The 25501-nt window shown below is 50.6% G+C and carries 21 protein-coding genes; all 21 read left to right on the top strand.

What is annotated here, in order from left to right; translation table 11 throughout:
• The first annotated feature begins 197 nt into the window (after positions 1-197).
• The 21 genes from rpoN to SATMO3_RS22305 all read left to right on the top strand — a co-directional run bounded on the left by rpoN (position 198) and on the right by SATMO3_RS22305 (position 25501).
• Positions 198-1610 carry an RNA polymerase factor sigma-54 gene (rpoN, locus tag SATMO3_RS22405; protein WP_371371987.1) on the top strand — a complete coding sequence of 471 codons (1413 nt, stop codon included), beginning with the start codon at positions 198-200 and terminating at the stop codon, positions 1608-1610.
• A gap of 244 nt (positions 1611-1854) precedes the next feature.
• Positions 1855-2421 carry a glycerol-3-phosphate responsive antiterminator gene (locus tag SATMO3_RS22400; RefSeq protein ID WP_371381769.1) on the top strand — a complete coding sequence of 189 codons (567 nt, stop codon included), beginning with the start codon at positions 1855-1857 and terminating at the stop codon, positions 2419-2421.
• Between the two features lie 286 nt (positions 2422-2707).
• Complete coding sequence (locus tag SATMO3_RS22395; protein ID WP_371371986.1) at positions 2708-3442, top strand: MIP/aquaporin family protein; 735 nt, start codon at positions 2708-2710, stop codon at positions 3440-3442.
• A gap of 96 nt (positions 3443-3538) precedes the next feature.
• Positions 3539-5035: a glycerol kinase GlpK gene (gene glpK / locus SATMO3_RS22390; protein WP_371371985.1), complete on the top strand. Its 1497-nt coding sequence runs from the start codon at positions 3539-3541 to the stop codon at positions 5033-5035.
• Positions 5036-5181: 146 nt separating this feature from the next.
• Positions 5182-6792, top strand: a complete 1611-nt coding sequence (gene glpA / locus SATMO3_RS22385) for an anaerobic glycerol-3-phosphate dehydrogenase subunit GlpA (RefSeq protein WP_371371984.1) — start codon at positions 5182-5184, stop codon at positions 6790-6792.
• Complete coding sequence (gene glpB, locus SATMO3_RS22380; protein ID WP_371371983.1) at positions 6779-8023, top strand: anaerobic glycerol-3-phosphate dehydrogenase subunit GlpB; 1245 nt, start codon at positions 6779-6781, stop codon at positions 8021-8023. Before glpA ends, glpB begins: the two co-directional genes overlap by 14 nt.
• A gap of 95 nt (positions 8024-8118) precedes the next feature.
• Positions 8119-9312 carry an anaerobic glycerol-3-phosphate dehydrogenase subunit C gene (locus SATMO3_RS22375; protein WP_371371982.1) on the top strand — a complete coding sequence of 398 codons (1194 nt, stop codon included), beginning with the start codon at positions 8119-8121 and terminating at the stop codon, positions 9310-9312.
• 202 nt (positions 9313-9514) lie between these two features.
• On the top strand, positions 9515-10639 hold the full coding sequence (locus SATMO3_RS22370; protein ID WP_371371981.1) for an acyltransferase family protein: 1125 nt from the start codon (positions 9515-9517) through the stop codon (positions 10637-10639).
• Positions 10640-10685: 46 nt separating this feature from the next.
• Positions 10686-12503 (top strand): phosphate/phosphite/phosphonate ABC transporter substrate-binding protein, encoded by a 1818-nt coding sequence (gene phnD, locus SATMO3_RS22365; RefSeq protein WP_371371980.1) that lies wholly within the window; start codon positions 10686-10688, stop codon positions 12501-12503.
• Between the two features lie 18 nt (positions 12504-12521).
• Positions 12522-14282, top strand: a complete 1761-nt coding sequence (gene pyk, locus SATMO3_RS22360; protein WP_371371979.1) for a pyruvate kinase — start codon at positions 12522-12524, stop codon at positions 14280-14282.
• Positions 14283-14423: 141 nt separating this feature from the next.
• Positions 14424-15458 (top strand): sugar-binding transcriptional regulator, encoded by a 1035-nt coding sequence (locus SATMO3_RS22355; RefSeq protein ID WP_371371978.1) that lies wholly within the window; start codon positions 14424-14426, stop codon positions 15456-15458.
• Positions 15459-15471: 13 nt separating this feature from the next.
• Positions 15472-16479: a type I glyceraldehyde-3-phosphate dehydrogenase gene (gene gap / locus SATMO3_RS22350; RefSeq protein ID WP_371371977.1), complete on the top strand. Its 1008-nt coding sequence runs from the start codon at positions 15472-15474 to the stop codon at positions 16477-16479.
• A gap of 73 nt (positions 16480-16552) precedes the next feature.
• The gene (pgk, locus tag SATMO3_RS22345; protein ID WP_371371976.1) at positions 16553-17740 is read left to right on the top strand and encodes a phosphoglycerate kinase; all 1188 of its coding nucleotides are present in this window, start codon (positions 16553-16555) and stop codon (positions 17738-17740) included.
• Positions 17741-17757: 17 nt separating this feature from the next.
• The gene (tpiA, locus tag SATMO3_RS22340; RefSeq protein ID WP_371371975.1) at positions 17758-18510 is read left to right on the top strand and encodes a triose-phosphate isomerase; all 753 of its coding nucleotides are present in this window, start codon (positions 17758-17760) and stop codon (positions 18508-18510) included.
• A gap of 11 nt (positions 18511-18521) precedes the next feature.
• Complete coding sequence (gene gpmI / locus SATMO3_RS22335; RefSeq protein WP_371371974.1) at positions 18522-20063, top strand: 2,3-bisphosphoglycerate-independent phosphoglycerate mutase; 1542 nt, start codon at positions 18522-18524, stop codon at positions 20061-20063.
• Between the two features lie 36 nt (positions 20064-20099).
• Positions 20100-21386: a phosphopyruvate hydratase gene (gene eno, locus SATMO3_RS22330; protein WP_371371973.1), complete on the top strand. Its 1287-nt coding sequence runs from the start codon at positions 20100-20102 to the stop codon at positions 21384-21386.
• Positions 21387-21412: 26 nt separating this feature from the next.
• Positions 21413-21652: a hypothetical protein gene (locus tag SATMO3_RS22325; RefSeq protein WP_371371972.1), complete on the top strand. Its 240-nt coding sequence runs from the start codon at positions 21413-21415 to the stop codon at positions 21650-21652.
• 184 nt (positions 21653-21836) lie between these two features.
• A complete protein-coding gene (gene secG, locus SATMO3_RS22320) occupies positions 21837-22067 on the top strand; it encodes a preprotein translocase subunit SecG (RefSeq protein WP_371371971.1) in 231 nt (76 codons plus the stop codon).
• Between the two features lie 76 nt (positions 22068-22143).
• Positions 22144-24150 (top strand): sodium-translocating pyrophosphatase, encoded by a 2007-nt coding sequence (locus tag SATMO3_RS22315; RefSeq protein WP_371371970.1) that lies wholly within the window; start codon positions 22144-22146, stop codon positions 24148-24150.
• 200 nt (positions 24151-24350) lie between these two features.
• Positions 24351-25085 carry an alpha/beta hydrolase gene (locus SATMO3_RS22310; RefSeq protein ID WP_371371969.1) on the top strand — a complete coding sequence of 245 codons (735 nt, stop codon included), beginning with the start codon at positions 24351-24353 and terminating at the stop codon, positions 25083-25085.
• 17 nt (positions 25086-25102) lie between these two features.
• Positions 25103-25501, top strand: a complete 399-nt coding sequence (locus SATMO3_RS22305) for a PaaI family thioesterase (RefSeq protein WP_371371968.1) — start codon at positions 25103-25105, stop codon at positions 25499-25501.

Genomic DNA, 25501 nt, shown 5'->3' with positions numbered 1-25501 from the left:
TCATAGCATTATATAAAGTAAACTTATCTTCAGTTGGGGTTAATCCCGACTGAGGTTAGCTGCCCTTATCCGGTGATTTAGCCGCTCGCTTGCGCCCGTAGCGGTATAGCTCTCAGTTGCGGGAAGCAAAAGTCATAGAGCGAGCGGGTTGGTCACCGGATAGAAAAAAACAGGCAAGCCTAGGGGGAGGTAAAGCGATGCAATTGGATTATGGACTTAAGCTGGAAACCACCCAAAAGTTAATAATGACTCCCCAATTGCGTCAGGCGATTGCTATTCTTCAGTTGCCGGCTACTGATCTAGCGGCACTGGTGGAAAAAGAATTGCTCGAGAACCCGGTATTGGAACCTGACGCTAGTGACGGTGGGGAAGAACCGACTATGCAGGAGGCTGAACCACTCAAGCTGGAAGGAGACAACCAACCCGAAGCCGACGGCTGGATTGAGTATTTGTGCAACGGTATGCAGACTACCTCCGGTATCCAGTCCGGCGGGACCGAAGAGACTAAGCGGCGGGAAATCGCCGATACCGAGGCTGTCTCTTTACAAAATTACCTGGAAATGCAACTTCACTTTGCCGTCTTAAATGCCACTCACCTGACCGTTGGCAAATATCTGATTGGCTGTATTGACGACAATGGGTATTTATGTTGTACGCCAGCCGAAGTTGCCACCCAATTAGGCGTGGCGGAAAAGACAGTACTGGATGTCCTTACCATCATCCAAACCTTCGATCCGCTCGGGGTAGGGGCCGGTAATCTCCAGGAATGTCTGCTTATTCAACTGGAAAGCAAGGAACTGGATTATGACAGTCAGATATATGATCTGACCGTGGCGGTCATCAGGGACCATCTTGATCAGGTGGCTTCCGGCCGGTACAAACAAATCGCCGATAAGCAGCATTGCTCGCTCCATGAAGTCCAACAGGCCGTAGACATCATCCGCACGCTGGACCCTAAGCCGGGACGGGCTTTTGGCGGCGGCCAGCCGGGATATATAGTGCCTGACGTCACGATAGAGCGATTAAACAGCGGCTATGTTATTCATATTAATGACAGCCATGTGCCGCAGTTAGCCATAAATCCGTATTACCGGGAAGTGGTCCGGGAGGCTGACAGCGATGCCAGAAAGTATGTGGAGGGGCGTATCAATGCCGCTGTCTGGCTTATTAAAAGTATCGAACAGCGCCGCCGGACCTTATATAATGTAACCGAGGCTATCATTAGCCTGCAGAGGGCGTTTTTTGACCATGGGCCCAAGTTTCTAAGGCCGCTTACCATGAAAAAGGTAGCAGAGCAGATTGGTGTTCATGAGTCCACAGTAAGCCGGGCTACGGCCAACAAATATGTAGCAACTCCTCATGGGTTATTGGGTATGAACACTTTTTTCAGTTCGGGTGTACAAAGCGCCGGCGGTGAGGATGTTTCGGCAAGCAGGGTCAAACAGGAAATGAAGGAACTTGTGTCTGCCGAAGATGCAACCCAGCCCTTGAGCGACCAGGCGCTAAGCGACCTCTTGAACGGCAAGGGAATTATGATTTCGCGGCGAACGGTCGCCAAATACCGGGAAGAATTGGGAATTGCAGCATCAAGTAAACGGAAAAGACATTGATTTTAAGTTTAGAGATCTCCTGATTGTATATACTTTTAGCGAGGTCTCTTTTTGTTTGTCCTGACAGAAAGTATAGCTTCCGTCGGATAAGGAAACATTGGCTGTAAGCTTTTGCCAAAAGATTGGCGTAAAGTATTTGTAATTTGACATAAAATGCCAAAAAAATCGTATATTTACTAGAGGTATATCGGCACAGATGGCGAATATGAAACAAGAATATTATTCCAAAGGCGGTGAGTGTCTGATGACTCAACAGAGTTTTTTTAAATTACTATGTAACGGTAATGTCATACCTGCACCGCGCAATTATGAAGATTTCAAATACGCGCTGGAGCATTCCGCCAGTCCCAGTGTCAGCCTGCTGTTTGGTGACATTAATATTTTACCTGAACTGTTAGAGCAGGCCCGCGCATATAAGAAACGGGCGCTGGTGCATTTGGATTTATTGGGCGGGGTAGGGAAGGACAAAGCCGGGATTGTTTTTTTGGCCCGCATGGGTGTGGCAGCCGTTATCACTACCAAACCCCAGCTTGGCAAAATAGCGCGTGAATCAGGTATGCTGGTTATTCACCGCCTGTTTTTGATGGATTCGGAGGCCATTAAGACTGGAGTCAACCTGCTGAAAAGTTACAAACCGGATGCGCTTGAACTGCTGCCGGCCTCTGTGCCGTCCAGTGTAGTTGCTGAATTGGCAGATATGACCGGATTGCCTATTTTAGGCGGCGGCCTTATGCACACCCGTGAGGATATCGAACAGGCCATTAGAAGCGGGTTGAGTGCCGTAAGTGCCAGTAAACGTGAACTTTGGTAGCTTAGTCCACCAAGGGTGGAATATGTGAAAATAATAATTTTTAGAATTATCAAAAATAAGCAGGAATTCACCGCCCGGAAGAGAATATATATGAACTAGAAGAATAAAGGGACAGAGATAAAGAAAAGTCCGAATTTTCGCCTGAGCAAAGGTTTGTTGTTTTGGGGTTAATTTTGGCTTTGTTTTTTTATGTCTCAGAGGAGGGAAGGGGAGCAGCAAGGGCGAGATGTTTGACAAATGCTGTGTCAGGAAGTAATGCTTTATAAATTAATAGGAGGTATTATTTATGACTAATTTGTTTGGCGAATTTTTTGGTACGATGATCCTTTTGACATTTGGCTGCGGTGTTGTAGCTAACGTAGTCTTAGCACGTTCTAGAGCCAATGGCGGCGGCTGGATTGTAATTACCGCAGGGTGGGCATTTGCAGTTATGCTGGGAGTATTTGCTGCGCTTGCCACAGGGGCCCCTCAGACAGATCTCAATCCGGCAGTTACTCTTTTCAAAATGTATGCAGGTGTATACAGTGTCCCTCATGCTATTGCCACTATGGGCGTCCAATTGCTTGGCGGTATTGCCGGCGGTGTTATTACCTGGCTGGTTTACCTCCCGCATTGGGAAATTACTGAAGACAAAGGTACGAAACTGGCTGTATTCTCTACTGCGCCTATCGTTCGCAAATTCGGGCCGGCTCTGCTGTGTGAAGCATTGGCAACCTGCTTCTTACTGATCGCTTTCTACACTATCGGCAGTAAAGCGGTACAAGGTACTACTGGTTTCCCAACTGGTTTTGGTGTTTACATTACTGCAATGGTAATTTGGGCGGTTGGCTTGAGCCTCGGCGGCCCCACCGGTTATGCGTTGAATCCTGCTCGTGACCTAGGGCCCCGTATTGCTCATGCTATTCTGCCGATTGCTGGTAAAGGTGATTCCGACTGGTCTTATTCCTGGGTTCCGGTAGTTGGCCCGATGATTGGCGCGACTCTTGCCTTCGTGATTTGCAGAGCTCTTGCTTTGGTTTAACTTCCGGATTGTTGTAAGTAAGCTTAATTGTTTATATAGTCTTTTAGAGGCAATTGAGGCCTGGGCCTTAAAATGCAAAAAAAAGGAGTTGCTGTCATGACCAAAAAGTATGTACTTGCGCTTGACCAAGGAACAACCAGTTCACGGGCCATCGTGTTCGACTCAGAGTCCAATATTGTTGCAGTTGCCCAAAAGGAGTTCACACAAATTTTCCCTAAGCCAGGTTGGGTAGAGCACAATGCCGATGAAATCTGGAGCTCACAAATCGGTGTTGCTGCTGAAGCTGTGGCTAAAGCAGGCATCAGTGCAGCTGACGTTGCCGCCATCGGTATTACCAACCAACGTGAGACCACTGTGGTTTGGGACAAAACAACAGGCAAACCGGTATATAACGCTATTGTCTGGCAGTCCCGCCAAACCATGGACATCTGCAACGACTTGAAAGCCAAAGGACTGGAAGACACTTTCCGCAAAAAGACGGGTCTGGTAGTTGACGCTTATTTCTCCGGCACCAAGGTAAAATGGATTCTCGATAACGTAGAAGGCGCCCGCGCCAAAGCGGAAAAGGGCGAGCTGCTGTTCGGCACCATTGATACCTGGCTTATCTGGAAACTGTCAGGCGGCAAAGTGCATGTCACTGACTATTCCAACGCTTCCCGGACGTTGATGTATAACATCCGGGAACTCAAATGGGATGAAGAACTCCTGGCGGCCTTAACCGTGCCAGCCTCTATGCTGCCGGTAGTCCGTCCATCCAGTGAAGTATACGGCAACACCGATCCGACTGTGTTCCTGGGCGCGACTGTGCCGATCGCCGGCGCCGCCGGTGACCAGCAGTCCGCACTGTTCGGTCAGACTTGCTTTAAGCCGGGTATGGCCAAGAATACCTATGGTACCGGTTGCTTTATGCTCATGAACACCGGTTCCGAGGTATACGAATCCCAAAACGGCTTATTGACCACCATTGCCTGGGGGATTGAGGGTAAAGTCGAATATGCGCTGGAAGGCAGTATTTTCGTGGCCGGTTCCGCCGTACAGTGGCTGCGTGACGGCCTCAAACTGATTGACGCCGCTCCTGATTCCGAGTATATTGCCGGCAAGGTTAGCGATTCCGAAGGCGTGTATGTTGTTCCGGCCTTTGTTGGCCTGGGCGCTCCCTATTGGAACATGACTGCCCGCGGCGCGATTCTTGGCCTGACCCGTGGCACAACCAAAGCGCATGTTGTCCGGGCAACGCTGGATTCCATGGCGTATCAAACCAAAGACGTGCTGAGCGCAATGGAAGCCGATTCAGCTATTAAACTGCAAGCGCTGAAAGTTGACGGCGGCGCTGTTGTCAATAATATTCTCATGCAGTTCCAGGCCGATATCCTTGGCGTGCCTGTTGACCGTCCGCAGGTTACCGAGACGACGGCTTTGGGGGCAGCCTACCTTGCCGGTTTGGCTGTAGGCGTCTGGAGCAATAAAGAAGATCTCGTTAAGAATTGGAAACTTGACAACCGCTTCGAGCCGCAAATGGCAAGCGAACAAAGCGCTAAACTTTATAAAGGCTGGCAGAAGGCCGTCAAGCGCTCAATGGATTGGGAAGACTAAACAACACCACCTGACAATGTTTATACACCGGACTTAGAGATAAAGAGAAGTCCTTCTTGCGCCAGTTAGCGGCCCAAGGGGACTTCTCTATCCTTTTTTACCCTAATTTTGGAGTCAAGCCAGACTCCCAGAAGGAGTTTTACAATATGCAAGCTACTGTTCTTATCATCGGCGGCGGGGCCACCGGGGTTGGTATTCTCCGGGACCTGGCCATGCGCGGTGTAAAAGCCATTCTAGTAGAACAAAAAGACCTCGCTTATGGTACCAGTTCCCGGTTCCATGGCCTGCTGCACAGCGGCGGCCGGTATGCTGTGAAAGATGCTGAGTCTGCGCAGGAATGTATTGAAGAAAACATGATTCTCCGTAAGATTGCCCGGCATGCCGTCGAAGAAACCGAAGGTTTGTTCGTGCGTTTGCCGGAAGATGACGAACAATTTGAGGCAGCCTGGGTGGCGGCCTGTGCTAAAGTCGGTATACCGGCCACTCCCCTGACACCGGCCGAAGCCGTGCGGCTCGAGCCGCAGCTTACCAGCCGGCTGGTTTCCGCTTATCGTGTGCCGGATTCCGCCATCGACGGTTTCCGTCTGGTCTGGCAGAATGTCATGTCAGCCCGGCGGTTCGGCGGGCAGGCATTAACATATACAGAAGTGATTGCTATTGAACATGTAAACAACCAGGTAGTGGGAGTTAAGGTCAGAAACACGCTTACCGGCGAGACCCGCTCAATTGCCTGCGATTATATTGTCAACGCCGCAGGCTCCTGGGTCGGCCAGGTTGCGCACTTGGCCGGAATTGACGTGCACGTTCAGCCCGACAGAGGGGTGCTGATTGCCTTCAACCACCGTTTTACCAGCCGGGTAGTTAACAGGCTGCGGCCGCCGTCTGACGGCGATATCTTTGTGCCCCACGGCTCGATTACTATTTTAGGTACAACGTCCTCGCCCGCCTCACGGCCGGATGACACGATTCCGCGCACAGCCGAGGTAACTCAGCTGCTTAAAATCGGCCAGCCCTTATTTGAGGACATCTACAATTACCGTATTCTTCGCACCTTTGCCGGAACCCGGCCGCTGTACAGCGCTGATCCAAGCGCGGCCGGCCGCGCGGCATCCCGGAACTTTACCATTATTGATCACGAACAAGACGGCCTGAAAGGGATGGCGACAATTGTTGGCGGCAAACTCACCACCTACCGGCTGATGGCCGAGAAGATGGCTGACAAAGTATGCGCCAAACTGGGGGTTACGGCTGAATGCCGGACTGCGGCTGAACCCTTGCTTGAAGAGGCGCCGGCTGCCGTTATCCAGGGGGCAAAGCGTTTCTTTCCGGCCTACAGTGTTAATCAGGCCGTATCCCGCCTTGGCCCCAAACTGACCGAAGTCGTCAAAGCCATGGAGGCCAGTCCGGCTAAACGACAGCTCTTATGCGAGTGTGAAATGGTGACGCTGGCCGAGGTGGAAGCCATGGCGGCCGACGAAACCAGTCACAGCCTGGAGGATGTCCGCCGTAAGACCCGCATGGGCATGGGCACCTGCCAGGGAGCCTTTTGTGGTTTCCGCAGCGTAGGCGTGGCGGCGACCAATGAACTCATTACCAGTAAGGATGCGCCCGGACTTATCGAAGATTTCTTAGAGGCGCGCTGGAACGGTATCCGGCCGGTGCTTTGGGGTAATCAGTTGCGCGAAGCCGAACTGATGCGAGGCATTTATGCGGCCGCATTAAACATAGATGGAGCGGTTAAACATGAGAACAAGTGATGTTATTGTAATTGGCGGCGGACTTGCCGGCCTGACAGCAGCTATAACAGCGGCCGGACGGGGCAAAAAAGTTACGCTTATGACTTCCGGCGCCGGAACGCTGGCCATTGGCGGCGGCACAATTGATATACTAGGCTATTTGGAAGGCAGTACGCCGGTGAAGACGCCCCGGTCCGGCCTCGACAATTTGCCGCCGGAGCATCCGTACAGCAAGGTCGGGGCTTTGGCCGTGGGGGAAGCGGTGGACTTTTTCCTGAATATTTGCCGGGAGGAAGGCTTTGCTTATACCGGCGGACTGGATCGGCTGCAATGGCTGCCAACCGCCATCGGGACATTAAAACCCAGCTGCCTGATACCTCAGACTATGGATATGGCGCCGGTCCTGGCGGCCAGTCATGTAGTGGTTGCCGGTTTTACAAGGCTTAAAGATTACTTTCCGGAACTTATTGTCAAAGGGCTTAGCAAAATCGCCGGTTATCAGAAAAACTATGAACAAGTTATGATCGACCCCGGCTTTACCGGTGGCCGGGATGTTACCACGCTGGACATTGCCAGATGGCTGGATACCATTCAGGGCCAGCAGGCCTGCCGGGAACAATTGACCAAATACATTAAACCAGGCACAGCTGTCATTATTCCGCCGGTTTTGGGTTCAAAGCCCGGGTATGCGGTCCGGGATACTCTGGAAGGCATGCTCAACTGTAAATTTGTTGAGTCTGTGATCTTGCCGACGGCCATCACCGGTCTTAGGCTGCGGGCCATGCTCTTAAACCGCGCCAAAAAGCTGGGAGTCACGATAATGGAACAGGCTCATGCGGCTTGGGCCGTGCAGGACGGGGAGCGTGTTACCGCCGTGGTTACCAGCAATATCGACCGCGAGCGTTCCTATAACACTGAGGCTGTCATTTTGGCGACAGGCGGCTTTTTCGGCGGCGGTATTGTGGCGGAGCCTGACAATGTCCGGGAGGCCGTCTTTAATCTGCCGGTGGCTGCGCCTGTTGACCGGGAAGATTGGGGGACACTCAAATTATTTACCGGCTCGGCCCAGCCGTTTGCCAAAATCGGTATTACGGTTGACAGCAGTCTGCGGCCGGTAGACAGAGACGGCAGGGTGCTCCTCACTAATGTATATGTGGCCGGACGTAATCTGGGCGGCTATGATTATTGTTTGGAAAAATCAGGAAATGGCGTGGCGCTGGTATCCGGTTATAAAGCCGGTTTAAGCTGCTAAAGCCAGTGACAGACTAATAATGTATCCTGTGCGAACCTTCAGATAGATTGAGCGCTATCTGAAGAAATCGACTTTAATAGATGGAGAGAAAACATATGAAAAAACATCACTATAATCCGGATAGCTGTACAACCTGCACCGCCTGCGTTGTACACTGTCCGGTTACCCAGGCAGTGCGGGAGTTCAGGGGACCTAAGCTGGCCGGGCCGGCCGGTGAGCGCTTCCGGCTGGCGACAGATGACTATGACGCTGCTCTGGAATATTGCTCCAACTGTAAAAACTGTGATATCAGCTGCCCGTCGCGCGTGCCTGTGTCCACGCTGAATATGAAAGCCAGGGCTAATTACTATAAGACCCATAAACAGCCCTTCCGGGACTGGATGCTGTCTCATAGCGAACAAATGGCCAAAATGGCCAGCCTCACTCCTGGCCTGGCCAATATGGGCATGAATAACTTTCTTAGCAAAGCCGTCTTGAAAAAGCTGGGTATTTCGGATAAAGCACCGCTGCCGGCTTATGCGTCCCAGTCTTTCTACAAGCAATTCCGAAAAATTAAGCAGCAGCCGCAGGCCAATAAGGTTGTATTTTATCCCGGCTGTTTTATTAATTACAATCAGCCGGAAGTGGGGCTTGATGTCGTTGCCGTGTTACAAGCCAACCAGTTTGAGGTCATTGTCCCGGAGGAGGCCGTGTGCTGCGGGTCGCCCCTGGTAGTCAACGGCTATCTGGAGGAAGCCGAGGCCAACGCCCGGACCAATGTGGGCATACTGGCAAAGTATATTGAACAGGGGTATCCGATCATAACCGCCTGCACCAGTTGCGGCCTGATGCTCAAGCAGGAATATCAGGAGTTGTTTGAACTTGAAGATTTGGATAAAGTTTCCTCCCGTATCTATGATATCTCAGAGTTTTTACTGGAACTGTATGATGAGGGACAGCTCAATACTAATTTCCGTAAGCAAACCGGCAACTATTTGTATCATGCGCCTTGCCACCTCAGGGTCCAGGGGATCGGCAAGCCCAGCCTGGAGCTTGTACGGATGCTGCCGGGCGTTGAAGTAACCGATGCGGATGCCGGCTGCTGCGGTATCTCAGGAAATTATGGCTTTAAAGACGATAAGTATGACATCGCTATGGCAGTGGGCAGCAATTTGTTTGAAACCATTAAAGCCAGTGGTGTAACCACTGTTTTATCAGACTGCGGCACTTGCCGTCTGCAGATTTCCCATGGCGCCGGGGTTAAAACAGCCCATCCCATTTCGATAGTACGGGCTGCGTACGGAAAGTAAGTCTTACACATTCCACCTGCGTCTGTAAGTTTCTTTAATGTGGATTATAGCTACAGGACTTATGCAGTTTCATGATAAAAATCCCAATACCACAAGTTAAAGTGCGGGCGTTCTTGGAGCTAGGCAAGCCTGTCTAGTAAAAAACTTAAGCTTGGATTAGAGGAGGAATAGAATGAAACTGCAAGTCCTTGGCAACCAGCGAATGTATTTTCTCGATAATCTCAAAGCCTTTATTATTCTGCTAATGGTTGTATTTCATGTTGGAATGGGGTATACAACTTGGGATCTTAAATGGTGGACTGTTAATGACATACAAAAAAACAAGTTCTTTGATTGGTTCATATTAGAAACCGACGTATATATAATGCCCATTATGTTTATGATCGCCGGTTATTTTGCTCCTATGGTATTGGATAAGAAAGGAGTCACGGTTTTTTGGAAGGATAAATTAAAACGTATTGTTCTTCCTTGGATTGGAGGGGTATTATTTATTGCTCCTTTTATTTCGTATAGCATTTTGTTTAGCCGCATGGACACCCCGCCTAATTATTTTGCCTTCTGGCAAACTGATTTCTTTGGTCCTTATTACCAGCAGGCTCATTTTTGGTTTCTGGGAGTCTTATCACTGTTTTTTGTAATACTTACGGTTTTCCATCAATTAAATCCCGTCTATCTTAAAAAGTCAGTACAAAAAACTAATCCATCTGCCTGGCTTTTTCCTGCCTTTGCCTTGCTAACCGCGGCGGCCTTCTTTAGTGGGAATTTGTTTTTTTGGAATGATGCATGGGTTAATGTGAAATTTGTGTTTATGCTCCAGCCCGTAAGACTGCTCCTGCATCTTTGTTACTTCGGACTTGGGGTGTATGCGTGGAAACATTCCTGGTTTACACGGAGCGGCTATAGCCCCCGCCTGCTACCATGGGGCATCTCGGCAATTATTATGTTATTTGTTTTTTTGATGTACCGTGTGACCTTTACCCTTATGCCTGATGTTCCTGTGCTATTTAAAGCGGGTCATGCACTTACCCACGCTACCTTTTCTCTAACCGTTACCTTTGCCCTGATTGCCTTATTCCAGAAGTTTTTTGACAGCAACGCCTACTTGTGGCGCAGGCTTGCCGCAAATTCTTATACCATTTATTTGATTCACCAGTGTGTGATTATTCCTATCGGCTGTATTGTGCAAAAGCTGGATATCAATATATGGGTGAAGTACGGCAGTGTGTCAGTTGTTGTGCTTGTCCTATGTTTCTTACTGGCGGAATATGTGATTAACCCTATTCTATCCTTGGGGAAACAAGGTAAAAATATGCAGATTCATTCTTAGTGCACTAATAGCGTATACATACGTAAAGAGGTAGGAGAATTAACGTATGGAGAAAAGACGAAGTTGGATGGCACAATTTGCGGCAGATATTTTCAATCAATCGGGACACCAATCGGAACAAAGACAAAATGCAGCGCCATCTGCTACAAAGCCCAAAGCAGGTATTTCTACAGATACCGTTGATATGTTTGGTATGGCAGGCGATTTAGCCTTTATATCACAGCAATTGGTTTGGGAAATGCAGCAAAGTAAAGCCGCCTTAAACAAGCTGGGAGAGTTGTCTAAGGCGGTGGCCGGAGAAAGCGAAAGTAATGCCAGCAGTATCCAGGAGACTGCTGCCGGGATACAGGAAACCGCAGCAGCTGCCGGAGTTGTCGCCGGTTCGTCACAAGAGGTTCTTGCTCAGTGTATGGCTTCCTTGGAGTTAGCTGTAAGAAGTCAGGAAGAGTTTATTAAAGTGACCAATACCATGACAGATGTGGCCCGCATAGTTGAAGGTGCGGCGCGAGCTGTTGAGGACCTGAACGCCGCCTCGCAACATATCAGCGAATTTACGGACAAGATACAGGGGATCGCCAGTCAGACCAATCTGCTGGCCTTAAACGCGGCTATTGAAGCTGCCAGGGCCGGTGAACATGGGGGGGGCTTTGCTGTTGTTGCTCAGGAAGTCAGAACGCTTGCCGGTGAAAGTGCACAAGTAACTCAGGAAGTGAATTTGGTCGTAAATGATATTACCCGACGGACCAAAGAGGTAACAACAACCATGCTGGCAGGCAGGGACAAATTGACGGGAATCGAGAGTATGGCCCGTAATTCCACCCAATCCATGCAGGCTATTGTTGATAATCTTACTGGTATTGGCAATACGTTAAAACATTTATGTCAGTTGTCAGAAACCCAGAGTCTTACCACAGAACAAATGGCGACAGTTGTTGATGGGATCGGCGCGGCCACTGTGGAAATTGCGTCACACACCCAAGCTATTCAGGCAAGTGTTGGCTTACAGCAAGAAAGCCTGGAACAGGTCTTCGGTCATGCCAAAACCATCACGGTTATGGCTGACAAATTGCAGGAAGTGGCTGTGTTGTTTAAGTCTCCTGAGGAAATTGTGTTTGGTGTAAATCCATTTACTATACCGCAAGTCATTCGTGAAACCTATGTTCCCATACTGGAGGCCGTTGCCGGTAAGATTGGCTTACAGGCCAGGGTTATCATCGTGTCCGATTATGACGCTCTTGGCCGGGCTATGCGTGCCGGAACTGTGGATATCGGCTGGTTTTCGCCGTTTGCCTATGTTTCGGCCAAAAAAGCGGACGATATTGTTCCGCTGGTTACCCCCTGCGTTAATGGCAGCGCTTCTTATACCGGACTTATCATTAGCTCCCGGGAAAAAGGAATTACAGCCTTAGATGGGCTGAAAGGCAAAAAGTTTGCCTTTGTAGACAAGCAATCAGCCTCAGGCTACCTCTACCCGCGGGCGTTGCTGCAGGCAAGCGGCAAAACGCCGGAAACCTTTTTCAGTCACACACTATTTTCCGGCAGCCACAACCGGGCTATCGAAAGTGTCCTTGATGGTGTAGTTGACGGCGGCGCAACGTATTCGGAAGCCGTAGCGACAGCCAAAAGCAAGGGACTGCCGGTAGAGAAACTAATTATCCTGGCCGAGACTGAGCCGATTCCCAAAGACGCCATTGCCGGGAGGCCTGGTCTGCCGCCGGCGCTATCAGAGAAATTGCAGGAGTCATTCCTTATTATACATAACGATAAACAAAGCCAGGCGCTGCTCGCCAAAGCCGGCATTAATGGTTTTACTGCGGCGGAGGATGCAGCCTATGATGTAGTCAGAAAGGTGGCTCGCTGCTAAAGTTAAAGGAGGCATTCAATGAGAAAAAAGACAAAAATCATTTGCACCGTCGGTCCCAGTACTGACAAGCCGGGTGTTCTGGAAGAGATGCTGCTGGCCGGTATGAATGTGGCCAGGTTTAACTTCTCCCACGGTTCTCACCAGGAACACGCCCGGCGTATGGCCATGGTCCGGGAAGCTTCCCGGGCCACCCGGATTCCGGTTGCCCTTATGCTGGACAACAAGGGCCCGGAAATGCGGCTGGGACTGTTTGCCGAAGGCAAGACTTACTTAAACAAAGGCCAGGCTTTTACCCTGACCACCAGGGAAGTAACGGGCGACAACCAGATCGCCTCGGTCAACCACCGGCTGCTGCATACCGAATTATCCCCGGGTGATGTTATTTTGCTCTCGGACGGACTCATCAGTCTGGTTGTCGAGGGCATAACCGGCCAGGACATAATGACGACCGTGCAAAACAGCGGCCCGATTTCAGACCGCAAGCGGGTAGCCGCACCCGGTGTGTTTGTCAAACTGCCTATCCTGTCGGAACAGGACATTGCCGACATCCGCTTCGGCATTGAACAGGGAATCGACTTTATTGCCGCGTCCTTTATCCAGTGCGCCGGCGATATCCTGTCCATCCGCAAACTGCTCGAAGAAGCCGGGGCCCAGAAGGATATCCATATCATCGCCAAGATTGAAAACGCCGAGGGTGTCAGGCGGATGGATGAGATTCTCAAGGTAACCGACGGCATCATGGTGGCCAGAGGCGATCTGGGGGTAGAAATTCCTGTTGAAGAAGTGCCGCTGGTACAAAAGCAGATGATTGAAAAGTGCAATAAGGTGGGCAAGCCGGTCATTACGGCAACGCAAATGCTGGAATCCATGCTGACAAATCCCCGCCCGACCCGGGCTGAGGCCAGCGATGTGGCCAATGCCATATTAGACGGCTCTGACGCCATTATGTTAAGCGGTGAAACGGCCTCCGGGCAGTATCCGGTCGAAGCTGTGCAAACCATGGCCAGGCTGGCGGTGCGCATCGAACAAGCCCTGCAATATGACCAATTATTGCTGGCTAAAGGCATCGGTCAGGAAAAGACGACTACCGAGGCCATCAGCCACGCCAGTGTCCAGGTAGCCCATGTGTTAGGCGCAGCAGCCATCCTGACCTCAACCCACACCGGCTATACCGCCCGAATGGTGTCCAAGTACCGTCCTAAGTCAGCCATACTGGCCGCCAATCCCTGCGAAAAGACATTGCGCCGGTTACTGCTGTACTGGGGGGTATACCCGGTTTTGGCGCCAAGCTCGCAGAATACCGATGAAATGGTGGCTAACGCCGTTAGCGGCGCTTTATCAACCGATATTGTCAAAGAGGGTGATCTGGTAGTGATTACTGCCGGCGTTCCGGTAGGCACATCAGGTACTACCAATCTGATCCGCGTGCATGTTGTCGGCGACATTTTACTCAAGGGCGCCGGCATCGGCCAGACCTCAGCAACCGGTAAAGTTTGTATCGCCTGCTCAACTAAAGACGTAATCAACAAGTTTCAGCCCGGTGATGTGCTGGTAATTAAGGCGATTGATGAAGAAACCGCCGCATACGCCGCCAAGGCTGCCGCCATAGTGGCGGAAGAAGGCGGTATCACATCCCATGCCGCCATCGTAGGCATTAGCTTTGGCGTTCCGGTTATTGTCGGCGCCGATGGGGCTACAGACCGCCTGCCTGACGGTTTAACGGTTACTGTGGATGCTGCCCGGGGAATTATTTATAATGGCGAGGCCAACGCCCGTTAAATAGATTTGTGAAAATTAGCTAAAACAGGCAGGAATTTCACAATGAGCAGCGAATAAATTTTTAGAAACAGATTTTTCTATTACCATGACGGGACATGATATGTACTAGTGGGACTTAATACGACCCGAAGGGGATGTGCCGTGGAAAAAATTATTCAGCTGCAGCGCAAAATAGCGCCTGAATTAACGCAAATCATTGAAGCAAGGTACAATCTTCTGCGCCATATTCAGCATACTCAGCCGGTTGGCCGCAGGGCGCTGGCTCTCATGCTGGATATGGGTGAGCGGGTAGTTCGGGCTCAGGTTGACTGGTTGAAAACAGCAGGACTTGTTGAGTTTTCGCAACTGGGTATGACAGTTACGGCTGAAGGTCAAGCTATGCTGGGGGATTTAGCCGAATATATCCGTTTGTTGCGTGGTCTGGTCGGCCTCGAAACCGAATTGGCCGAAAGACTCAGTCTCAGGAAGGTAATTATTATTCCCGGCGACAGTGAGGCTGACAGTGCTGTCCGGCGTGAGCTCGGCCGGGCGACAGCCGGTGTACTTAGTCAGTATTTGGGAGATAATATGATCGTTGCCGTGAGCGGCGGCTCCACTATGGCCAAAGTTGCCGAAGCCGTAAACTTCACCCTGCCGTCAACCACGATAGTGCCGGCGCGCGGCGGTCTGGGCGAAGTGGTTGAATACCAGGCCAATACCATTGCCGCCGTCATGGCCGGCAAGCTTGGCGGCCGCTACCGGCTGCTGCACATACCGGATGGAGTAAGTGAAGAAACTCTGGAGGCTATCTTGACCGGTGACGGTAATTTGCGGACAGTGGCCGAGGTCATTAAGCAGGCCAACATTTTGGTACACGGTATTGGTGAAGCTGTGGAAATGGCAGGAAGACGGGGGCTGTCAGCGGCGGCGATTGCCGAAATTGAACGCCGCGGGGCGGTAGGCGAGGCATTAGGGCAATACTGTGCCTTGCCGGGAGAAATTGTGTACGTTACCAGCAGTATCGGTTTGCGACTGGATGACTTAGCCGGGATCGGCACGGTAATCGCCGTGGCCGGCGGCAGCGCCAAAGCTAAAGCAATTTTGGCGGTTGCCGGCACCGGCGGGCAGGATGTGCTTGTTACCGACGAGGCCGCGGCTAAAGCTATTCAGTTACTTATAAATACTAATAATATTTAGGAGGAATTCTATTATGACAATTAAAGTTGGTATTAATGGTTTTGGACGTATTGGCCGGAATGTTTTCCGAGTGGCTGTTAACAACCCCAAATTCGAAATTGTGGCTGTAAACGACCTGACTGATGCCAAAACTCTTGCTCATCTTTTAAAATATGATTCTGTGCATGGTACTATGAATGCCGAGGTAAAAGCTGTTGAAGGCGGTATTGAAGTTAACGGCAAACTGGTGAAAGTGCTTGCGGAAAAAGATCCGGCCAGCCTACCCTGGAAAGATATGGGCGTAGACATCGTTGTTGAGTCCACAGGCCGTTTCACGGAAAAAGATAAAGCTATGGCTCATATTAAAGCCGGCGCTAAAAAGGTTATTATCTCAGCTCCTGCCAAGAACGAAGACATTACCATCGTTATGGGTGTAAACCAGGATAAATACGATGCCGCTAACCATCACGTTATTTCCAATGCTTCCTGCACCACCAACTGCCTGGCTCCTTTTGCCAAAGTTCTGCATGAAAAATTCGGCATTAAATCCGGTTTAATGACAACAGTTCATGCCTATACCAACGACCAGAACATTCTGGACCTGCCGCATAAAGATCTGCGCCGCGCCCGGGCCGCTGCCATGTCCATCATTCCGACAACCACCGGCGCTGCCAAAGCAGTAGCTCTTGTTCTGCCGGAACTCAAAGGCAAACTGAACGGCTTTGCCCTCCGGGTACCTACTCCGAATGTATCCATTACCGACCTGGTAGCCCAACTGGAAAAACCGGCCACTGCCGAAGCCGTCAACGCTGCCCTGAAAGAAGCTGCTAACGGCGAACTCAAAGGCATCATGGCTTTCTCCGAAGAAGAGCTTGTTTCCAAAGACTATAACGGCAATCCGCACTCCTCTATCGTTGACGGCCCTTCCACTATGATGGTTGGCGACAATTTGGTCAAGGTAGTATCCTGGTATGACAATGAGTGGGGTTATTCCAACCGCGTAGTAGACCTGATCGACTTCGTTATCGCTAAAGGCCTGTAAGGTTCTGACTGTGAAGCAATCTCAGTTTTGGGATTGCTTCACGTTTCCTAATTCTTGCGCAGGAGGAATGAGTATGAATAAAAAAAGTTTGAACGATGTCTGGGTCTCGAACAAAAAAGTATTCGTGCGCGTTGATTATAATGTACCGATGGATAAAGCCGGCAATATTACGGACGACACCCGCATCCGGGCCACTATCCCCACGCTGGAATTCCTGCTTTCGAAAAATGCAGCCGTTATTCTTGCCAGCCATTTGGGACGTCCCAAAGGCAAAGTGGCGCCTGAGTTTTCCCTGAAACCGGTCGCCAAAAAACTGTCGGAGCTGCTGTTTGGCCGCGAAGTGAAATTTGCGCCGGACTGCGTTGGCCCTGAAGCAAAAAAAATGGCTGCCGCCTTGCAGCCAGGCCAGATTCTTATGCTGGAAAATCTGCGTTTTCATGCCGAAGAGGAAAAAAATGATCCCGAGTTTGCCAAACAACTGGCCGGACTGGCCGAAATCCTGGTCAACGACGCATTTGGCGTATCGCACCGGGCCCACGCTTCGGTTCATGGCATAACCAAGTACATACCGGCCGTTTCCGGTTTCCTGATGGATAAGGAACTATTATTCCTCGGCCAGGCGGTAGCCAATCCGGAGCGTCCGTTTGTTGCCATTATTGGCGGCGCTAAGGTTTCCGACAAAATTGGCGTTATCGAGAACCTGTTAACTAAAGTGGATACGCTCATTATTGGCGGCGGCATGGCTAATACTTTCCTGGCCGCAGAGGGCCATGAGACCGGCAAATCCCTGCTGGAAGCCGATAAACTGGACTTGGCCAAAGAACTTATTGCCACAGCCAAAGCCAAAGGCGTAAGCCTGCTTTTGCCGGAAGATGTTGTTGTTGCCGATAAATTTGCTGCTGATGCCGACCGTAAAACGGTTGCCGCCGGTCAGATTCCCGCTGAGTGGATGGCGCTTGATATCGGTCCGGCCTCGGCCGCTAAGTTTGCCGAGGCCCTTAAGACGGCAAAAACAGTAGTATGGAACGGGCCGATGGGCGTATTTGAATTTGACGCCTTCGCCGTAGGCACCGAAGCCGTGGCCAAAGCCGTGGCAGCCTCGGGCGCCAAGAGTATTGTCGGCGGCGGCGATTCGGTAGCTGCCCTGGAAAAACTTAATCTTGCCGCAAAAATTACGCATATCTCAACAGGCGGCGGCGCTTCACTGGAATTTTTAGAAGGCAAAGAACTGCCAGGCATTGCTGCGCTGGCTGATAAATAATAGCGAGGAGTGGGACTATGCGCAAGCCTGTAATTGCCGGTAACTGGAAAATGCATAAAACTGCCGGAGAAGGTGTAAAACTTGTGCAGGAACTGAACGCTCTGACCAAGGCTGCTCAGGATGTGGAGATTGTTGTCTGCCCGCCTTTCACTGCTTTGGCTGCTGCAGCCGGGGCTGTAGCCGGGACCAATATCGGTCTTGGAGCGCAAAACATGCACTGGGAGGAAAAAGGCGCGTTTACCGGAGAAGTTGCTCCGGGGATGCTGAAGGATATTGGCTGCACCCATGTCATTGTCGGTCATTCGGAACGCCGGCAATATTTTGCTGAAACTGATGCAACCGTAAATAAAAAAGCCAAAGCTGCCCTTGCGGCTGGTTTGATTCCAATTGTCTGCGTTGGTGAGACGCTGTCTGAGCGCGAAGCCAATGAAACCGAAAAAGTTGTCGGTGTGCAGGTAAAAGGCGGTCTGGAAGGACTAACGGCCGGGCAGGTCGCCGGGCTGATTATTGCTTACGAACCGGTTTGGGCCATTGGCACAGGCCGTACGGCTTCCGCCGAGGACGCCAATGCGGTATGCGCCTTCATCCGCCGTACCGTTGCCGCTATGTTTGGCCAACAGGCGGCTGACAGTGTACGTATTCAATACGGCGGCAGCGTGAAACCCGACAATATCGCCGAATTAATGGCCAAACCGGATATCGACGGTGCGTTGGTCGGCGGTGCCAGTTTGGAAGCTCCTACTTTCAGCAAACTAGTATTATTTAAGTAAGGAGAATACACGTGGCAAAACTATCTTCTCCCATTGCGCTCATTATTATGGACGGCTGGGGTATTGGCCGCGCCGATGATGAATTCAACTCCATCGCCAAGGCCAGCACACCCCATATCAAACTGCTGACAGAACTCTATCCTACCACGGCTTTGGTTTGTTCCGGCGAGGCAGTCGGCCTGCCGGAAGGCCAGATGGGTAATTCGGAAGTCGGTCACCTGAATATTGGCGCCGGCCGGGTTATCTATCAAGAGCTTACCCGGATCACTAAATCCATCACGGATGGCGACTTTTTCGAAAATCAGGTACTTAACCGGGTGTGTGAACAAACCAAGGCGTCTGGCGGCGCGCTGCATCTTATGGGATTATTGTCGGACGGCGGGGTTCACAGTCATATTACCCATGTGTATGCGCTGCTTAAATTAGCCAAACAGCATGGCCTGACAAAAGTCTATGTACACGCTTTTCTGGACGGGCGGGATGTGCCGCCGTCCAGCGCTCCTGTCTACATTAAAGACCTGGAGAGCAAAATGGCCGAGCTTGGCATAGGCGCTGTTGCCACTGTTTCCGGCCGTTACTATGCGATGGACCGCGACAAGCGCTGGGAGCGCGTCGGCAAAGAGTACACTGCGCTGGTGGATTGCCAGGGCAAACAAGCCCCCAATGCGCTGGCCGCCGTCGAAGCGTCCTATCAGGAGGGCAAAACCGACGAATTTGTTGAGCCCACGCTGATCAGTTCTGCGGGGTACGACGGCATGAAAGCCAATGACGGCGTAATCTTCTTTAACTTCCGGCCCGACCGGGCCCGTCAGCTTACCAGAGCGCTTACCGACGCCGGGTTCGACGGCTTTGAACGTAAACATGGCTGCTTTCCGCTTTACTTCGCCTCTATGACCCAATATGACGAGACTCTTGCTGTGCCGGTTGCTTTTCCTCCTAACCATCCCAACAACACCATCGGGGAAATATTTAGCAAAGCAGGTTACACACAGCTTAGAATTGCCGAAACCGAGAAATACGCGCATGTTACCTACTTTTTAAACGGCGGTGAAGAGCACACCTTCCAGGGGGAAGACAGGATACTTGTTCCGTCGCCGAAGGTGGCTACCTATGACTTGCAGCCGGAGATGAGTGCGCTGGAAGTTACCGATAAGGTTGTTGAAGCCATTCAGGCCGGCAAATATGATCTGATTATCCTAAACTATGCCAATGGCGACATGGTTGGCCATACCGGCAAGCTGGATGCGGCTATAAGCGCCGTAGCCATAGTGGATCAGTGCGTTGGCCGCGTTACCCAGGCTATGCGTGACCGGGGCGGTATTACTTTGATCACGGCTGATCACGGTAATGCCGAAGTCATGCGCGATCCCGAGACCGGTGAACCGTTTACCGCGCATACCACTAATCCGGTGCCTTTGATTCTGGTTTCCGAAGCGCACCGGGGCGCTAAACTGCGGGACGGTATTTTAGCCGATATCGCGCCTACCATCCTGGAATTCGCCGCCATTGCCCAACCGGCGGAAATGACCGGAAAAAGCCTGTTAGTAAAATAGAATTTTGCTAAATTAAATTATTAGGAGGAAACATTCATGTGCACAACCATTGTTGATATTTTGGCCAGAGAAATTATGGATTCCCGTGGCAACCCCACGATCGAAGTCGATATACTTTTAGAAGACGGCACCATGGGACGCGCCGCCGTTCCTTCGGGAGCATCCACCGGCGCTTACGAGGCTGTTGAATTGCGTGACGGCGATAAAAGCCGTTATCAGGGCAAAGGTGTTTTACAAGCTGTCGAAAACGTTAATGAAATCATTTCTCCTGAGATTATCGGCATGGACGCCCTTGATCAAGTTGGTATCGACCAGGCCATGCTGGAACTGGACGGAACGCCTAATAAAGCGAAATTGGGCGCCAATGCCATTCTGGGCGTCTCCATGGCGGTTGCCAAAGCGGCAGCTGCATCGTCCGGACTTACCCTGTACCAGTACTTAGGCGGCTTCAATGCCAAAGAATTGCCTGTTCCCATGATGAACATCCTAAACGGCGGCAAACATGCCGATAACAATGTTGATGTACAGGAATTCATGGTTTTGCCTGTAGGCGCCGAAAGCTTCGCCGAAGCACTGAGAATGGGTTCGGAAATTTATCACAGCCTGAAAAAGGTTCTTGGCAGCCGCAATCTGGCAACTGCAGTCGGTGATGAAGGCGGTTTCGCTCCCAATTTAGCCTCCAACGAAGAAGCGCTTAAAGTCATTATCGAGGCAATTGAAAAAGCCGGTTACAAACCGGGCGAACAAGTAATGCTGGGTCTTGATGTGGCGGCCACAGAATTATTTAAAGACGGAAATTACCATCTTGAAGGCGAAGGTGTTGTGAAAACTTCTGCTGAAATGGTGGAATACTACAATCAGTTAGTTGATAAATATCCGATCATCTCCATAGAAGACGGCATGTCGGAAGATGATTGGGAAGGCTGGAAACTTTTAACCGAACGTCTGGGCGGCAAAATTCAACTGGTAGGCGACGATTTGTTTGTAACCAACGTGGCGCGCCTCAGCCAGGGGATTGCAACCAAAACCGCCAATTCGATTTTGGTAAAGGTAAACCAGATTGGTACTTTAACTGAGACTTTTGATACCATTGAAATGGCTAAACGCGCCGGCTATACCTGCGTTATCTCCCACCGTTCGGGTGAGACGGAGGACGCTACTATTGCCGATATTGCCGTGGCTGTTAACGCCGGTCAAATTAAAACAGGTGCTCCGGCTCGTACCGACCGTGTGGCCAAATACAATCAATTGCTCCGGATTGAAGAGCAACTGGGTGATTTAGCCCAATATCGCGGCCGCAAAGTTTTCTATAACTTGAAGTAAGTTCGCGCCGAAAGGAGGTGAACTCAATGCCGAAGGGATTTTTGCTGAAATGCGCTGACTGCGGCTACCTGTACGAGTGTGAGAATGACCTGTTACAGTGCTTGAATAATCATGTCTGTGATAATTGCGGCAGCTCTAATATGGAAGTCGTCCAGCAACAGGAAGGCCGGTTCGGTTGTACCAGCCGCCTGAATACGCATGTGGTCAATGTCAAGACCTATGTCGATCATCCCCGCGAGCCAGTTTCCACCTCCGAGCGGACCTAAACGTATATTTTTTTAACAGCCGGTTTTTTCGGCTGTTTATTTTTTTATTAAACGGGGAAAAATATGTGAAAATATTGACTAAATAATTGTCAACCATCGATTAAGTATGCTAAAATATTGTTATGCCTTGGCAACATGATTTGCAGCAAGGAATAACGGTATCAGTCGCGGGGGGTGTTAAGAAGTGATAACAGGGCTGATGATTTTAGAAGCAGTGCTTGCGATTGCACTAATTGTTTCCGTAGTGCTGCAGTCGGGTAAAAGCGCCGGTTTGTCAGGTTCCATTGCCGGGGGGGCCGAAAGCATTTTCGGCGGCAAACGTAAGGGACTTGATGAAATTTTGGCAAAAGCAACAATTATCATCGCGGCATTGTTTGGGATTTTAACAATGGCTTTGGTTAAATTGATGCAGTAGGTAACTAACCTCAATAGCCGGGACACCGGCATATTGAGGTATTTTTAGGGTTTAGCTCAAAGGGGGAAAGTAAATAATGGATTTATTGTACATCGCGCCGTTAGCAGGTATTGTGGCGCTGGCTTTTGCTGCCTATTTGATGTCTAGCGTTCTGAGTGAAAGTCCTGGCAACCAAAAAATGCAGGAAATTTCTCAGGCCATTTTTGAAGGCGCTATGGCCTTCCTGAACCGCCAATATAAAACCCTTATTCCCTTTACAATCGTTATCTTCTTTATTCTTTTCTATGTAGACGGGTATAAATTGGCTGTTTCCTTTTTAGTAGGCGCTGTTTGTTCGGCCATTGCCGGTTATGTCGGCATGACCTCGACCACGAAATCGAATGCCCGCACTACCGAAGCGGCTCGTCACAGCCTCAACAAAGCCCTGAGTGTTTCCTTCCGCGCTGGCGCCGTTATGGGTATGAGTGTTGCCGGTCTTGGTCTCTTGGGTGTTTCCGGACTCTACATAATTTTTAGAGATCCTGTTGTTATCAACAGCTTTGCGTTTGGCGCCAGCGCTATTGCCTTCTTCGCCCGCGTCGGCGGCGGTATCTTTACCAAAGCAGCGGACGTAGGCGCTGACCTGGTTGGTAAGGTCGAAGCCGGTATTCCTGAGGATGATCCCCGTAACCCGGCTGTTATTGCCGATAATGTAGGCGACAATGTCGGTGACACCGCCGGCATGGGTGCGGACCTGTTTGAATCCTATGCTGCAACGGCCATTGCCGCTATGCTGATTGGCCAAACTGTCTTTAAAGGTGATATCAATGGCGTGCTGTTCCCGCTTGTAATTGGTGCAGCCGGAATCTTTGCTTCTATCGTCAGTACTTTCCTGGTTAGAACAAGTGAAGACGGCGATCCCCAGGCTGCTCTGAATAGAGGTATTTGGGGAACTAACATTCTCGTTGCCTTTGCTACCTATGCTTTTGCCAGTATGATGTTCCCGGCCCAGGCTATGGGCATCACCATTGCTGTAATTTGCGGCTTGGCTGTTAACGTACTTGTTGGCGCCATTACCGAATACTACACTTCCAATAACAAAGCTCCCACCCAGCATATCGCCGATGCCTCCCAAACCGGTCCGGCTACTAACGTTATTGCCGGTATTGCCTGCGGCCTTAGAAGTACCGCCCTGCCAATGCTCGTATTTGCCATAGCTATCTGGGTTGCCTATAGCGCCGCCGGTATTTACGGTATTGCCATGGCTGCCATGGGCATGCTGTGTACTGCCGGTATGGTTGTTGCGGTTGACTCCTTCGGGCCGGTTGCCGACAATGCCGGTGGTATTGCCGAGATGGCTGAACTTGGTCCGGAAATCCGCAAAACCACGGATAAGCTGGATGCTGTTGGTAACACAACCGCTGCTATTGCCAAAGGTTTCGCCATTGGCTCTGCCGCGCTTACCGCTTTGGCCCTCTTTACCGCTTTCGGTGAAGAAATTGCCAAAAACCCCAAATTGTCCGGCCTGTTGATTAACGGCCATCTGGTTATCAACCTGACTGAACCAGGCGTAATTATCGGTATCTTCCTTGGTGCAACCCTCCCGTTCCTCGTCTGCGCCTTCACTATGGAAGCCGTTGGTAAAGCCGCCTTTGAAATGATTGGCGAAGTTCGCCGTCAGTTCCGTGAAATCCCTGGCATTATGGAAGGCACCGGCCGTCCTGACTATGCCAGCTGCGTAGATATCAGCACCAAGGCAGCCATCCGTGAAATGATGCTGCCAGGCATCTTTGCCGTCGGTGCTCCGATTCTTGTCGGTTTTGTACTTGGCGCAAAAGCGCTTGCCGGTTTTCTGGCCGGTGCGACTGCAGCCGGCGTACTCCTGGCCCTGTTCATGTCTAATGCCGGCGGCGCCTGGGATAATGCTAAAAAGTGGATTGAGACAGGCAAATACGGCGGCAAAGGTACTCCCACTCATGCTGCTGCCGTTATCGGTGACACGGTCGGCGACCCCTTTAAGGACACTTCAGGTCCTGCCATGAACCCGCTGATTAAAGTTGCCGGTACAATCTCGCTTATCATTGCTCCACTGCTTTTCTTCTAGAATCCAATAATAAACGCCAGGCAATTTGCTTGGCGTTTTATTATTTCGTTGAAAATATAGTTTCTTTTAGTATAAGAAAACACGGCTTGCACTTTCGCCACGGGCTCAGTGTAAGCCGTGTTTTCTTTATGTGACAGATAATGGTATAATACTGTTGAGCCGATATGAGAATAATTATTATAAAAATGGGGGAATTATACTTGGCAATCATGCCGGGGGCTGAGCCTTTTTTTCTGCCTGGAAATGAAAATGGGGTATTACTGATACATGGCTTTACCGGCGCGCCGTCAGAAATGCGCCTGGCGGGAGAATATCTGAATAAACTGGGCTATACTGTGTTGGCCCCGCGGCTGCCAGGGCACGGAACTACACCGGAGGAGATGGCCAAGACCGGCTGGCCGCAGTGGTATGGCAGCGTAGAGGACGGCTATCACTTTCTGGCCGCGACGTGTTCGAGCGTTTCGGCGGTAGGCTTGTCTATGGGCGGGCTGCTTACTCTTAAACTGGCCGAAGAGTATCCCTTACACCGGCTTATTGTGCTCAGTACTCCTATTTACATCGCCAACAAACGTTTGCGGCTGCTGCCGCTATACCGGCTGTTTACCAATTATGTCACGAAAAAACGCAAACGCCTGCCGGCGGCAGGCGAGATTCATTCTGTCAATTATGATGTAACACCCCTGAGTAGTCTGACCAGCCTGCTCGACCTAATAAAGCAAATGGATAACCTGTTACCTAACGTCACGGTCCCCACACTGGTTGTACAGTCCAGAGCGGAGCATACTGTTGTACCGGAAAGCGCCAGTTTCATCTACAATAAGCTGGGCAGCAGCGAGAAAAAACTCATCTGGCTTAACAAATCCGGCCATATTGTCACGCTGGACAATGAAAGGGACTATGTTTTCCAGGAAATTGGCCGATTTTTGGCCAAATAATTATAATGAGGTGCATTATGGACGATATTAATAATATGTGGTGTTTTGCCTGCGGTCCGCAAAATCCGATTGGCCTTAAATTAAAATTCCGTGAGGAAGGTGATACCTATATAAGTACGTTTATTGCAGGGCCGGAGCATCAGGGCTATGATGGCATTATGCATGGCGGTCTTGTCAGTACGCTGCTGGATGAAATTATGGCCCGCTATGTGTATGCGAAAGGTTTAACGGCCGTAACGGCCAAGCTGGAAGTCCGCTACCGCCAGCCGACACCGATCGGGCAAGAATTGCGTATCAGTGGATGGATTACCAGCCAACGGGGGAAAATGTATGAACTAGCTGGTAAAATCGCTTTGCCGGACGGAACGGTGACGGCGGAAGGAAAGGCGATGGTTGCCATAAAAGGAGATGAGTAG

It is taken from the genome of Sporomusa aerivorans (assembly GCF_041428895.1).
In the GTDB taxonomy this organism is placed as follows: domain Bacteria; phylum Bacillota; class Negativicutes; order Sporomusales; family Sporomusaceae; genus Sporomusa; species Sporomusa aerivorans.
The sequence above is the reverse complement of the archived record's forward strand: the minus strand, read 5'-3'. Positions and strand labels throughout refer to the sequence as shown.